The following is a 13473-nucleotide window of genomic DNA, read 5'->3' as shown; positions in this document are numbered from 1 at the left end:
TACGGCGAAGGCGGTGGCGCAACGCGAGGGCATGACCACCGCGCGGCTGTCTTCGAATTCAACCTGCAAGGACCGGAATAAGGACCGAAATCCATGTGCGGCATTGTCGGCGCGGTTGCGCAACGTAACATCGTCCCCGTACTGATTGAAGGACTGCGTCGCCTCGAATATCGCGGCTACGATTCGTGCGGCGTCGCCGTGGTGTCGAGCGAAGGACCGCGCCGCGCGCGTAGCGTCGCGCGTGTGGCCGACCTCGACGAGCAGGTGCGCGAGACGCATCTCGATGGCGTAACGGGCATCGCGCACACGCGCTGGGCCACGCACGGCGCGCCCGTTACCGACAACGCGCATCCCATCTTCTCGCGCGACGAACTGGCGCTCGTGCACAACGGCATCATCGAAAACTACGAGTCGCTGCGCGAGACGCTGCGCGGCAAGGGTTACGAGTTCGTCTCGCAGACCGACACCGAAGTCATCGCGCATCTGATTCACAGCCTCTATCGCGGCGACCTGTTCCTCGCCGTGCGCGAAGCCGTGCAGCAACTGCACGGCGCCTACGCGATTGCCGTTCTGCACAAGGCCCAGCCGCATACGGTGGTGGGCGCGCGCGCAGGCTCGCCGCTCGTGGTGGGCGTGGGCGAGCACGAAAACTTCCTTGCCTCCGACGCGCTCGCGCTGGCCGGCAGCACCGACCGTTTCATGTTCCTCGAAGAAGGCGACGTGTGCGAAATCACGCTGGAAGGCGTGCGCATTGCCGACCGCGACGGCAACGAGGCGAAGCGCGACGTGCGCCAGGTGCAGGCGTACGGCGGCGCGGTCGAACTGGGCCCGTATCGGCACTTCATGCAGAAGGAAATCTTCGAGCAGCCGCGCGCGATTGCCGACACCATTCCGGCCGGCGAAACGTTCGACGCCGCGTTGTTCGGCGACGCCGCCGGCAAGGCGTTCGCGGGTATCGACAGCGTGTTGATCCTGGCTTGCGGCACGAGCTACTACTCGGGGCTCACGGCGAAGTACTGGCTCGAATCCGTGGCGAAGATCCCGACGCAGGTAGAGATTGCGAGCGAGTACCGCTACCGCGAATCCGTGCCGAATCCGCGCTCGCTCGTCGTGGTGATTTCGCAGTCCGGCGAAACCGCCGATACGCTGGCCGCGCTCAAGCACGCGCAGTCGCTGGGCCACGAGCATACGCTCGCCATCTGCAACGTGGCGACGAGCGCGATGGTGCGGCTCACCGAACTCGCGTTCCTGACGCACGCGGGCCGCGAGATTGGCGTGGCATCGACGAAGGCGTTCACCACGCAACTGGTCGCGCTCTTCATTCTGGCGGTGACGCTCGGCAAGCTGCGCGGTCACGTATCGGCAGCCGACGAGCAGAACTACGTGAAGCTGCTGCGCCACCTGCCCGCCGCGCTCAATAGCGTGCTGGCGCTGGAGCCGCAGATCATCGCGTGGTCGGAGGAGTTCTCGCGCAAGGAGAACGCGCTGTTCCTGGGTCGCGGGCTGCATTACCCCATCGCGCTGGAAGGCGCGCTGAAGCTCAAGGAAATTTCGTACATCCACGCGGAAGCGTACCCCGCAGGCGAACTGAAGCACGGACCGCTTGCGCTCGTGACAGAGGCGATGCCCGTGGTGACGGTGGCACCGAACGACGCGCTGCTGGAGAAGCTGAAGTCGAACATCCAGGAAGTGCGCGCACGCGGCGGCCAGCTCTACGTGTTCGCGGATGCGGACACACGCATCGTGAACGACGAAGGCATCCACGTGATTCGCATGCCTGAACACTACGGGCTGCTGTCGCCGATTCTGCACGTTGTGCCGCTGCAATTGCTGGCGTATCACACGGCGTGTGCGCGCGGCACGGATGTGGATAAGCCGCGGAACCTGGCGAAATCGGTCACTGTTGAGTGAGTAACGGGGGCGGTGCGAACTGCGTAGATGTTCGCGCCGGTCGCCGATCGTTAGCTCGACAGCGTTCCGCTGGTCTGCGATGCAACGAGACGCGGCAGCGGTTCGCAGTTGCATTGGCACAGGTCGCCCTCCAGCGCGACCACTTTGCCGCTGACCGACATCGTGTGAGGCGAGCCATCGCTGACGATGGTTCCATCGGCGTTGCACGTGCGGCAATGCACAGGCGCGCCGAGATACGCGAGCGGCCGACCATCGAACGATGATTCCGCGATGCCGTCGAGCACGATTCCGTTGTGGTCCGTTGCGTCGTCTTTCAGGATGAATTTTCGGGGCATGAGGGGCGTCTGCTTAGGCGTTTGATATCGGAAAGTCAGCCCACCGTGGCGACTGTTGGCTGCGCGTTGCCGCAGGCGGCTTCGATCTCGGCGGGCCACACTGGTTCGCGGCTCGTCAATTGGGCGATGCAAAAAACCACGCGCTAAGGGACGCGCGCAGCGATGGCCCTTTGGGCAGGTAGTGCTGAATAGCGGGAATCGAGGCCGCGCCCCGTGTTGCGAATAGGCTCTATCGCAGACTTCGAGCACCGTGTCGTTCATGGAAAACGCGGTGTGGGCATCTACGTGCCCGATACGGGGCAGACGTCACCGGTTCGTGCCTCGAGTCCCTTGACTGATTGGGTCGCAGTCGCGGAGTCGATGTTCATGGGTTCAAGGAAGTATTCCGTCTCGTCAGGAATCACACCATCCTTGTAGCGGGTGTCCTCCCACAGCAGGCGCCAACGGGTGGTTGTGCGCGTCGTACGAGAGTTGACTCCGCTCCATTGGCCCATGATGCTGGGGGCCTTCGTATCGCTCACCAGATAGTTGAAGCATCCGTTGTTTTCGACACTTCTTATGCCTAAAGGCAGGACGCCCAACGCCTTTTCTCGCCCGATGCTGACTGGTTCCCAGATTCCATCCACCGATACGCGCTGCCCGGAACTGATGATGAGGTCCGTACCGCCGGGCACTTCCGGAATCTCGGCGGGAAAGACAGGATAGGCCAATTGATAGAACCGGTATGTGTATCGTTCGGGGTCGAGCAATGCACCAGGGCTGGAATACCTCGCTGACTTCTGCGGCCCGAAGGGAACCTCGATGGGGGCGTAGTCTCCCTCGTATGTGCTGGCAAGCAGCAGCCTGTTGAGCGCTTCGACGTTATCCGGGTAAGGCGCCGTCTGGGTGCCGCGCTCCCAGTAGTCGGGATGCGTGTACAGAAAGTTATGGACGGTTCCGCTTGTGTCGAGCGCAGTTTCAAGAGCCTGGCCCGTGCGCCACACAAATCGGTGCCCCTTTCCCAGTTCTTCCACCCCTCTGGTGTACAGGCTCAGCGTTTCGTAGATGCGAGGTAGCAAATCGGCGTCCACGCGCTCCGCGGCATTCTTCGGCCAGGTCCGGACGGCATTTTCATATGCCCGGGCGAACACCTCCCAGGCATCTCTTTTCTTTGCCCACAGCGAAAAGCTGGTCAGGCGCTTCAATAGCCAAAACACGCGGCGCCGGGTGGAGGGATCGTGCATGTCGTATTCTTTTGCGGCGTGGTCCATCAAATCTACTCCTGACCGCTTGCTGGAGTACGTGACGCAGCAACGGTTTTGCTGTTCGCCACCTTGGTATTTCATCGCTAGCAGGCTGGCGCGTGCGAGACGGCACGCCCCCATCATCACGGTGCAGTCAAATATCGACAGCCGCTGCAAGCAAGCGCCATCTTGCCCAATGAACACGACGTTCTCCCGAACCCGGAGAAGGGAGAAGGACATCTGGCATTGTCTGCCCCTTAAGAACCTGGATCGGCGCTACGCCAAGTCCGATGGCCTCCCAGGTGCCAGATATGGGACATATCTCGCCGGTTTGCATTTCCATACCGGCGGGCAGATTGGTCGAGGTCGTTGATTCGACTGTCTCCGGGTCGAGAAAGTACTCTGACTCGTCTGGAATGACGCCGTCGTTGTACCGCGTGTCTTCCCATAGCAGATGCCAATGCGTGCTTGTGGCCGAGGAACTGAATGTCTGTGGGTCGAACGGGCCATCGAGGGTCGGTGCCCTTGTTCCCTGGACGAGATAGTTGAAACAGCCGTTGTTCTCGAATGTCTTGTCGCCTACCGGGACGATTCCCAGAAGCTTTGTTTGGGTCGTCGTAACCGGCTCCCATATGCCATCGAAAGGAACGTTCTGGCCAGATCGGATGACAACGTCAGGCGGATCTGGCGGTTCGGGAAGCGACTCCGGGAACACCGGATATTCGAGTTCGTAGAATCGATGCCTGTAATTCTCTGGGGCGAGAAGAAATGTGGCTGATTGAAGGTTCGCCACATCTCCGCTCGAGGCGACGACCTCGCAGGGTGCGTAGTCTCCATGGAACTCCGACATGCGCATCAACCGGGCCAGGGCGCTTACTTTTGGCGGGTACGCTTTTATTTGCGCGCCCCTCTCCCAGTACTCCGGATCGGTGTAGAAGTATTGGCAGAGGTGACTGTAACGATCGATCGCGGCGTCAAAAGGCTCACCGCTTCGCCATACATGACGATGTCCTTGTGCCAGTTCCCTCAACCCTTTGTCGTACAAGCCCAGGATCTCATAAATGATCGGCAGGTTATCTGCCGGAACACGGTCTGTTTCTTCGCGAGGCGGCGTTTTCACTGCCGCTTCATATTGCACGGTGAAATTAGCAAATCGCTCGCGTTTCCTGCGCCAAAGCTCGTAGCTGGTCAGTCTGCGGAGTAACCAGAAGACCTTGCGTCGTATTGCGTTGTCATGCATGTCGTACTTCGCCGCGTTGACGATCACGGTTGTGTCTCCAGATTGGCCTCAGTTTTTAACGCGGCTGTCGTTTTGCTGTTCGTCACCTTTGTTTGAACCTCTTCATTGGCCAGTCGCCGTGTCTTTGTAGCATAAGCGAAGTCGTCTTCGTAACGGCTGTAACCGTAAACGCCTTCGACGTTTTCCCAATTTGTCTTGTAAAAGTCAACGCGAATTCCGTCGATTATTTCTGTTCGGTGGACCTCCTTGTAACCGGTCACACCCTTGTTTTCGGATTTAATTTCCTGTCCGATCGCGGATATCTTCTCGGACAAATCCCCAAGATCGGCAATCACCTGGTCGCCACCTCCCTCAAGGTATTGAACTGGACTTTTCGTCCCGAACTGCTCGGCAATCTTGCCATACCATGCTTTGGCTTCCGGGATGTGTGTTGCGAGGTCGTCTGGAAGATGCACGACCACGAGGAAACCATTTCCGTTCCAGCTATCCAGGACCGCCGACTTCGTTCGCCATTCCTTCGCGTCCTTAGGAGGGAGGCCCACGCCCCAGTACGAGATCCGGCGGCCGCCAGCATAGGTCCCACGTTCGCTTGACGCCAGAGGTGTGGGGTTGCCGAATGCGCGGTACAGTTTTTTGCCGGCAAGCTGTTTTGCATCAATGGCCTCAACCTTCCCATGGAAGGACGCAACGTCGAGATATACCGGGCGTTTACCAAAGACAGGCATCGTTCCCGTCTTATCCAGAAGGTTCGGCCATCCCTCATCGATCTTGGGCTGATATGTTGCCCGGACGTGCGTTGCTGTCTCGCTGCCGTCTGCTGCACATGTTGCTGACGGGTAGCGCCCCTGCCGTATCTCCCGCGCCAGCTTGCGCTCCTCGAGATACGCCTCAGCCTCGCGCTTCACCTTTGGCATGCCGCCGGTGGCAATCTCGTGAATCTCTCCGCGGTACACCATGTTCTGGAGCGCCTTGAGCTTCGCGTCCAGTTCCTTGATGGCTTGCGGAATCATCTGGTCCGCCAGGTCCTGCAAAGCACGAAAGCCGTCGCGAACGCGTTCTATCCGGCCTCGCCACATTTCCGGCAGCAGGTTGCCAACACGCGACTTCAGTGAACGCTCTATGGCAAGGCGGACGGTGGCACAAAAGTCCTTGAACTTCGACAGAACCTGCGACTGGTACGTGCTGATGTCCAACGCCTTCAACCACTGGGGAGCATCGCCATGACCCATGCGGTTGAGAAACCGAATGACTTCGTCGAGCAGTTCCGCGTCCCTCGCTGCATCTCCTGCCACCCTCAACGCGAGCCGGCCGACGCCTTTGATGACGCCTCCCACCACGGGAATCAGCGCGAATACCAGCACGACAAGTAACACCCACTGCATGACCTGTTGCCGCTTCGTCGGGTCCTTGCTCATGTCGATACCTACCGCCAGCAAGTCCCGCACGGCTGTCACGTCCCCGATGAGTGGAATCATGCCGATGACGGCATCGACAATCACCTGGCTGATGGTCTGCTTCTCGTTGAATGCACCTTCCAGCGTACCCCAGCACCATTGCCCCACCTCCAGCGAGGTGGTCTTGAAATCCTCGATCGACCAGTCCACCCTCAGGCTCCCCCGTGCTTGCTGATGAGCGAATCGATGTCGGCCTCGGTGAGCTGTTCGCCCTTGTAATCGGCATTGCGCGTCACGTCCTTGCGCGCGTAGGGTCGCCCGTCCGGCCCAAGGGCAACTTGAACCGAACCTACCGGAACGTCTTTCAGGTTCATTCGTCCCTGGCCGTCGAGCACCCCTTCGCGTGTGCTGCCGTCCGCCAGTGTGGCGACGTACTTCGCGCCCTGCACGGGCTCGTTGTCGTGATAGAGGTACTGCATGGCGGCGTCGTACTTCGACGTCGGCAACGGAGGGAGCGGGTAGTCCTGCTGCGCCGGCCCGTTGAACGAATGTTGCGAGCCCTTCACGTCGACTGCGCCGGGGGCGTGAATTTCGATGTCACCGTTTGCGATGCGTATGTAGGCACCGCCTGACGTGAGCAGAATTTCAGTGGATGCAGCGACCTCGATTTTCTCCGTGGTCGACAGGACCTTGACCGTCTTTTGTGCGGTGAACTCGATGTTGTCCGAGTGCGCCTGCACTTCTACTTTGCCCTTCGCCGCAAAGAGTTTCATGCCGGCGTTTTGCACGAAGAAGCTGATGCGCTGTGCCACGCTCGCCACCAATGACTTGCCTGTGGCGAGGTGCGTGCTTTGTCCGCTGAAAACGTTGAGGTGCTGGTCGGCGGCAATGTGTGTGGAGTTCGGCGTGGACAGAGCGATGCCCGACGGGCTGGCCAGCACCATGACCGGGTCTTTGAAGGCGTTCGCATTTCCCATTCCGCCGCCCGCCGTTTTGCCGCTCGAAGCGCAACCCTGCACGCTGTCCTTCGTTGCATCGGCGAGTGCCTTAAGTGCGTCTTGCCCGTCCTTGAGGCTTTCAGCTTGATGCGTTGTGCTCGCATCCGACATGGCGCCCATGGCGTCTGCGGAGTTGGTCAGTTGCTCTCGCGCGGCGCTTGCATCGAGAGGCTGGCTCGACGTTCCGGACACCGGATGAGTCGAAACGTACAGGCCGCGCGCGGCCCGAATCGCACCGTACGCATCTGACTTGAGGTCGAATCCGCTACCCAGGTACGAGCCTCGGTCATTGCCGCTTTGGTCCACGAGATAACCCAGGTGCAGGTGAGCGTTCGTACTCGTGGTGTAGAACTGCACGCGGTTTTGGCCGGTGGAGTCGTCAAGCACCAACTGGTTGTATCCGCTACCCCCGTACTCCTTCGATTTATAGCCGGAGAGGAGACCGTTGGTATGCCAGTGGGGCGCCTTGTCTGCGTTGTACAGTCGTCCGGTCACGACGGGGCGGTCGCAGTCGCCATCCATCCAGTTGATGATGACCTCTTCACCTATCCGCGGCACATGGACGCCGCCATAGCGGCTACCCGTGTCCGAGTGCGCCACACGCACCCAGCACGACGCCTTTTCGTCGCCGGTATTGATGCGGTCCCAGTGCAGTCGCACCTTGATGCGATTCAGGCTGTCCGTGTACACCTCTTCGCCGGCAGGGCCCACGACAGTCGCGGTCTGCAAACGCATGACCGGCTTCCTGTGCTCGAACGGACTGCGGAACGGTACGGACCTGCGTTGCGCCTCGATCTCTGCGAGGAAGAACCCGCTATTGCCTCCACCGTCGGTGAGCTGGTAGGTCGAGGCGGTTTCCTGGTGCGCGGCGCGTACGTTGGCCAGAACAGGCTCGAGACTGTGCGGGAAGGGGCAGCTGTTCCCTATCGGTACGTTGTTCGCTACATGCCAATGGACCGCGATGGCGACGAATTCCCGGTCCTGTGCCTTGTCCCGCTCATGCTCAGGGTGGCCTTGGAGCTGGAACAACTTGCCCGCATCGATGCGCCGTACGCTGCCCACGCCATGAAAGCGCTTGGCGCGCGATTCCCATTCTTCGAGCCTCAGCTTCGTCAAGTGATCGCCGCGGCCGCTGTCCAGATAAGTGTATGAGCCTGTGTATTCGTAGACTTCAGCTTGCTCGGGGAGAGCACCTTGATTGCCGACGGTCGGAAACGTTTTTGACTTGTCTTCGGCGGGCGACTTGTAATCAAACGTGGCCGTCGCATACGCTGCGCTCTGCAGCGTCCGCGTACCCGACCATTGCACGAACGCGTCCGTTTCGCTATTCACGCCGGAGCGGTAGAACTGCACCTGCTCCGGCTCCACCGGCTTGCACATATAAAGGTCGTCGGTGACCACTAGCGTGTGCGACTTGCCGTCCGCCGCCTGTTCGAAGAAGCCGAACAGCCCTTCGTATTCCATCAGCCGATGCGCAAAATTCCAGTCGTCCTCGTATTGCACGCAGAACGAGCGGTTCGGTGTGGGGTTTCGCAACGCAAAGCGGTAGGCGCCACGCGCCTGCGGATGGTTGTCGAATACGGCTTCCAGAATGGACTCGACCGTCATTTCCTGAAAAATGCGCGCGTCCTTACGGAACTTCAGGAAATGCAGCCAGGACGAGAACGCGAGCTGATAGCTGGTCAGCCTGCCGTCCGAGCCGAGTCGCCGCACGGTATGCACATAACCGTGATGCGGTAGATACGACCGGTCGGATTGCTGAATCCACAGCGTGACCGGTTGCGCAATCAGGCTTTTCAGCTCGACCGAATCTTTCAACGACACAACGTCGACCACAAACTCGAAATGGCGACCGATTCGTGACTGCCCGACGGCGCGCTGAGGCAATAGCACGTCGGAGCCGAGAGGTGAATCGAGTTTGAGTAACCGGTCTTGCTGGCTAATGCCCGCATTGATTATTGAGATGAGGTCTTGTGCACCCATAGTCGCTGCCCCGCCTGGATTTTTACTTCTGGTTTGCGATGCGAATAGTAAAGGGAAAGAAAGCGTCACACAATGCGGAAATGCATTCGGTATTTATTTCGCTTTACCGCAATGTGACAGGAAATAATTACGTTGCACGGAGGCTGGATTTCTCTCGCGCAAACGCATGATATTGCGGCAAAGACGCCACGATTGTTAAACATTGCAATCCCTGCGAATTTCATTCGTTTAGTGCGTAACATCTCGCCGTAGTGATAAAGAGCGGCCACTCCTCTCGAATGAAATGCGGGGCTAAATGCAAGATGAATAAGCGGGGTAAATCCGGCAAAACGTCGACGCGCGCCATGCTGCTGCCACCCACGGCAGGTTCGGTGCGCGAGCTGTCGCTGCGCTATCACCTGGCGCTGGCCGCGCTACGCTCGGGCGAGGGAAACGGTTATCTGCTCAGCGAATTGATTCGCGTGCTCTACGTTGCCTGGTATCTGCACGAGGTAGGGTATGGCCAACCTGCCGCCGGGCTTTTCGCCGACGCCGAAGCGGCGCTCGACCGCAGCGCGTCGCGAGCCACGCGCGACGATGCCTGGCATCTGGAGCCGCGAGAGTGTGCCGCCGTGGAGAAACTGCTCGCCCTGCACGACGAGCAGCTTCAGCAGGCGCCCATCAAGGCGATGCTGGAAGTCCAGAAACGGCTTGCCCATTTCGCCCGCAGCGACAGGCGTACGCCCTGGCAGAAGGACGAGCGGGCCGCGGCGTCGGGGTGACTGGAATCCTTTGCGCCACACGGCGCACCGTGTCCTGATGCGCCCCCGGCTAGCCATGCGTGCCCTCGATCTCGGGCATCATGACGGCCCATGGAGCACCTCTTTCTCCACCTTTGGGCTCACCTTGCCAGCCATCCCGGCTGGACGCTTACTATCGTCTTTCTGGCGGCGTTTCTCGAGGCGGTCGCCGTGGTGGGCACCTTCGTGCCCGGCAGCACCGTGATCTTCCTCGCGGGCGCGCTCGCCGGCGCGGGTTCGCTGAACCTGGCCGCGGTACTGGCCTGCGCGGTGGTGGGCGCGGTTGCAGGCGACGGCATCAGCTATTGGCTCGGCGCCCGCTTCCGCGAACAGATGCCTCGCGTGTGGCCGTTCCGCCGTCATCCGCAACTGTTGGAGAAGGGGCGGGACTTTCTCTCGCGACACGGGGCGAAGAGCATTCTGCTTGCGCGCTTCGTCGGGCCGATCCGCGCGGTGGTGCCGGTGGTGGCGGGCATGCTCGGCATGTCCGCGGGCCGTTTCTATCTGATGAACGTGCTCTCCGCGCTGCTCTGGGCGCCGGCGCACATCCTGCCGGGCGCCGTGTTCGGCGCGTCGGTGCAGCTCGCGGGCGCAGTGTCGTTCCGGCTCGTGGTCGTCATCGTGTTGCTGGTGGGCATCGGCTGGCTGGGGTATCGCTTCGCGCGTTTGCTGTTCCTGCACGCCGGGGGCCTCGTGGACGAAGGGCGGGAGTCGCTCACGCGCTGGGCGAGCCGGCATCCGGGCCGCGCGGGCCGCGTCGCGCGCCGGATACTCGATCCGGCGGAGCCTGCGGCGCGCATCACCGTGGCGATGTCGGCGGTGGTGCTTGGCGCGGGCTGGGTGTTTCTCGCCGTGATGCAAGACGTGCTGCAAGGCGACCCGCTCGTTCATGTCGACGGAGCGGTCTACCGTTTTCTGGCGTCGGTGCGTACGCCGTGGAGCGATGCGGCGTTCGCGGGGATCGCGACGCTCGGCAGCGTCGTGACGCTCGGCGCACTGGTTGCCGTTGTCGCCGTGCTGCTTGCCTGGGAGAGGCGCTGGCGCGCGCTCGGCTACTGGCTCGCCGCAGCGGTGTTTTCGCAGGCGGTGATTCTCGTGGTTCGGCTCGCCATTCACCGCGCGGCGCCTGCTGCGGCCGGGGCGCAGGCGTACGCGTTTCCGAGCGATCACGTCGCGGCGTCCGTGATCGTCTATGGCTTTCTTGCGTTTCTGTTTGCGCGCCGTGCGCGGGGCGCGACGCGGGCCATTGCCGTGACGTCGAGCATGGTGATCGTCGTGCTGATCGCACTGGCGGGCCTGTACCTGGGGCGGTTCTGGTTCTCGGACGCGATTGCGGGCGCGGCGCTCGCTTCGGCTTGGCTCGTGGCGCTGGCGCTTGAATTGACCTGGCGAAACCCCATGCCGCCGAAGCTGCCACCGCCCTATCCCGCGGCGGTGCTCGGTGTGACCGGCGCGGCGGTGGCGCTGCAGCTCGCAGCCGGCGGTGGAGGTGGGGGCGAGCCCGCGCTGCCCACAAGGGAGGGCCTCGCTCAGCCGTCCACCGTCATTTCGCAGCGGACGTGGATGGATACCGCATGGCGCCAGTTGCCTTGCTGGCGCACCGACCTGGAAGGCGACCGGAAGGAGCCGCTGTCGGTGCAGTGGTCCGCGAGCGCCGCCCAGATCGACACTGCGCTGCGCGCTCAGGGCTGGTTGCCGGGTGTGCAGTTGTCGGCGCGCACGATTTTCTCGCTCGTGGCGCCCAACGTGTCGGCCATGGCGCTTCCGGTTTTGCCCAAGCTCGACAACGGCACGCCTTCGCCGCTCGTATTCGCGCGAGCGGGCGCCGTGCCGGCGGAGCGCTTCGTGCTGCGGCTGTGGCCCGCGGGGTACGCCATTGCCGATCCGAAGAGCGGTCCACCCGCGCCGCTTTGGACCGGCATGGTGGTGCGCGAGCAGCTGCTTCGCCCAGCGTGGCCGGTCAACGTGCTGCGCGTGGACCGGCACGGCGCGATGGCCGACGTGAGCAGTACGCTGGTTGGGGCGCCGGCCGTTGCGGTGATCGGCCGCCGTTCGTGCGATGGCGTTACGGTCACGCTTCTCGCTGCCGCTTCCCGCTAGTGCGTTCGCCGTTGGCTCATCAGCGCGTTTGACCTTCCCGTCGTGGGAAGCCCCACGATAGCGGGCACGCGGTTCGCGCAGGTAGTCTGCCTATCGCAATCAGGTTCTCGAAGTACTCATTCAAAGGAAAGGAGATTCGCTATGCGCAAGTTCTTCGGTGTCTGTTCCTCGGTCGTGTGTCTTGGCCTGGCGCTCGGTCTCGCGGCTGCGCCTGCGCTGGCGCAGAACAGTGCTTCGATGCCGGGCATGAGCATGTCGCCCTCGTCGGGTACGGCGGGTATGTCGGGCATGCAGGCGGATGGGGGCGCTTCGACGCAGGCCTTCAAAGGTGCCGACCAGAAAATGATGAAGGACATGGACGCCCCCTACACAGGCGACGCCGACAGGGACTTCGTGGCCCACATGATCCCGCACCACCAGGGCGCCATCGACATGGCGAAGGTCGAACTCAAGTACGGCAAAGATCCGGAGTTGAAGCGGCTGGCGAGCAACATCGTGAAGGCGCAGCGCGAAGAGATCGCATTCATGAGGCGCTGGCAGGCGAAGCATCCTGCGCAGTGATCCTGCACAGTGATTCCCGCGCAGTGACTCCGCACAGTAAGCGTCGGACGGCGCCGTGATGGCGCACGCCTCACGCGTGTCGGCCCGCGTGAGGCGGTTCATTCGGTGCGGGCGAATCAATGATCGTGATGCCAGTCGCGGCCATGCCCGTCGTCGCCGCGATGCCATTCGTCGGGCCGGTGGCGGTCGCCGGCGTCGCGCCATTCGTGATGCCGCTCTTCCCACTCGCGGCGTTCCCAGTAGCGATGCCCGTCGTAATAGCGGTCGCCGTACCAGCCCGGCGCGATGACGACGGCGGGCGGAGGTGGCTCATACACGGGCGGCGGAGGCGGTGGCGCGTAGACGGGCGCGGGCGTGCCGATGTTCACGCCGATGTCGACGCCTGCCACCGCCGCGGTCGATAGACCGACGCTGGTACCTGCAACGAGCGTGGCAGCAATCAGTCGTTTGTATGTCGCGTTCATGTTCTTTCTCCCTTCTTTCGCGCAGAGCCATTGATCGTTCCGCTCGCTTCAGTGCATGTGCACGCGAGCGGGCGCTTCACGTCAGTAGCGGTCGTAGTAGTCGTGGTGATGGTGGTAGTAGTAGCCGTCGCCCGCGGGCACGACGATGCAGCCGCCAAGCAGGCTGCCGAGCGTGAGAGCGAGTAGTGCGAGTGCGATGATCTTCTTCATGACACACCTCTTCGTGGGTCTGAGTGGTTGGTCGTGAGCGCACTTTATTGAGCGGCGACATTACTCGTGTGTTCGTGTGTAACCAAACGTGTCGCATAAATGCTGTCGTGCGAGTACGGAGCCGCGTGTGCGGTTACGCGGTGTTACCTATCTCATAGAGCTGTTTCACCTCGCGTCGCGCGGCGCTTCTACACTTCGAGCCGTATTCCCCACGGTCATGGTCCGTTCGAACGCGGACGTATCAATCAACAACAGGCAAATAGCTGGCGGCAGCG

11 protein-coding genes are annotated in these 13473 nt (G+C 61.8%); 4 read left to right on the top strand and 7 right to left on the bottom strand.

The window, feature by feature from the left end:
- The first annotated feature begins 93 nt into the window (after window positions 1–93).
- Complete coding sequence (gene glmS, locus P2869_RS16310) at window positions 94–1911, top strand: glutamine--fructose-6-phosphate transaminase (isomerizing) (protein ID WP_017772073.1); 1818 nt, start codon at window positions 94–96, stop codon at window positions 1909–1911.
- Window positions 1912–1961: 50 nt separating this feature from the next.
- On the opposite strand, the gene P2869_RS16305 is transcribed toward glmS, so the two are convergent.
- From P2869_RS16305 to P2869_RS16285, 5 genes are all read right to left on the bottom strand, one after another.
- Window positions 1962–2246, bottom strand: coding sequence for a PAAR domain-containing protein (locus P2869_RS16305; RefSeq protein ID WP_042302005.1), 285 nt, complete (start codon window positions 2244–2246; stop codon window positions 1962–1964).
- Window positions 2247–2527: 281 nt separating this feature from the next.
- Complete coding sequence (locus P2869_RS16300; protein ID WP_277596983.1) at window positions 2528–3496, bottom strand: Imm72 family immunity protein; 969 nt, start codon at window positions 3494–3496, stop codon at window positions 2528–2530.
- A 127-nt stretch (window positions 3497–3623) separates the two neighbouring features.
- Entirely contained in the window at window positions 3624–4733 is a 1110-nt protein-coding gene (locus tag P2869_RS16295) for an Imm72 family immunity protein (RefSeq protein ID WP_277598160.1), read from the bottom strand.
- Complete coding sequence (locus tag P2869_RS16290) at window positions 4733–6313, bottom strand: hypothetical protein (protein WP_277596982.1); 1581 nt, start codon at window positions 6311–6313, stop codon at window positions 4733–4735. Before P2869_RS16290 ends, P2869_RS16295 begins: the two co-directional genes overlap by 1 nt.
- Window positions 6314–6315: 2 nt before the next feature.
- Window positions 6316–9084 (bottom strand): type VI secretion system tip protein VgrG, encoded by a 2769-nt coding sequence (locus P2869_RS16285; protein WP_277596981.1) that lies wholly within the window; start codon window positions 9082–9084, stop codon window positions 6316–6318.
- Between the two features lie 344 nt (window positions 9085–9428).
- On the opposite strand from P2869_RS16285, the gene P2869_RS16280 reads away from it, so the two are divergent.
- From P2869_RS16280 to P2869_RS16270, 3 genes are all read left to right on the top strand, one after another.
- On the top strand, window positions 9429–9845 hold the full coding sequence (locus tag P2869_RS16280; protein WP_126878177.1) for a hypothetical protein: 417 nt from the start codon (window positions 9429–9431) through the stop codon (window positions 9843–9845).
- A 90-nt stretch (window positions 9846–9935) separates the two neighbouring features.
- A complete protein-coding gene (locus P2869_RS16275; protein ID WP_277596980.1) occupies window positions 9936–11963 on the top strand; it encodes a VTT domain-containing protein in 2028 nt (675 codons plus the stop codon).
- A 141-nt stretch (window positions 11964–12104) separates the two neighbouring features.
- Window positions 12105–12524, top strand: a complete 420-nt coding sequence (locus tag P2869_RS16270) for a DUF305 domain-containing protein (RefSeq protein WP_020480651.1) — start codon at window positions 12105–12107, stop codon at window positions 12522–12524.
- Between the two features lie 116 nt (window positions 12525–12640).
- Here P2869_RS16270 and P2869_RS16265 read toward each other — a convergent pair whose 3' ends face one another.
- Window positions 12641–12988 (bottom strand): hypothetical protein, encoded by a 348-nt coding sequence (locus P2869_RS16265; RefSeq protein WP_277596979.1) that lies wholly within the window; start codon window positions 12986–12988, stop codon window positions 12641–12643.
- 81 nt (window positions 12989–13069) lie between these two features.
- Window positions 13070–13198, bottom strand: a complete 129-nt coding sequence (locus P2869_RS16260; RefSeq protein ID WP_017772062.1) for a hypothetical protein — start codon at window positions 13196–13198, stop codon at window positions 13070–13072.
- Window positions 13199–13473 lie beyond the last annotated feature (275 nt).

Origin of the sequence: Paraburkholderia sp. SUR17, assembly GCF_029536165.1 — a bacterium.
Classification (GTDB): domain Bacteria; phylum Pseudomonadota; class Gammaproteobacteria; order Burkholderiales; family Burkholderiaceae; genus Paraburkholderia; species Paraburkholderia kururiensis.
The sequence above is the reverse complement of the archived record's forward strand: the minus strand, read 5'-3'. Positions and strand labels throughout refer to the sequence as shown.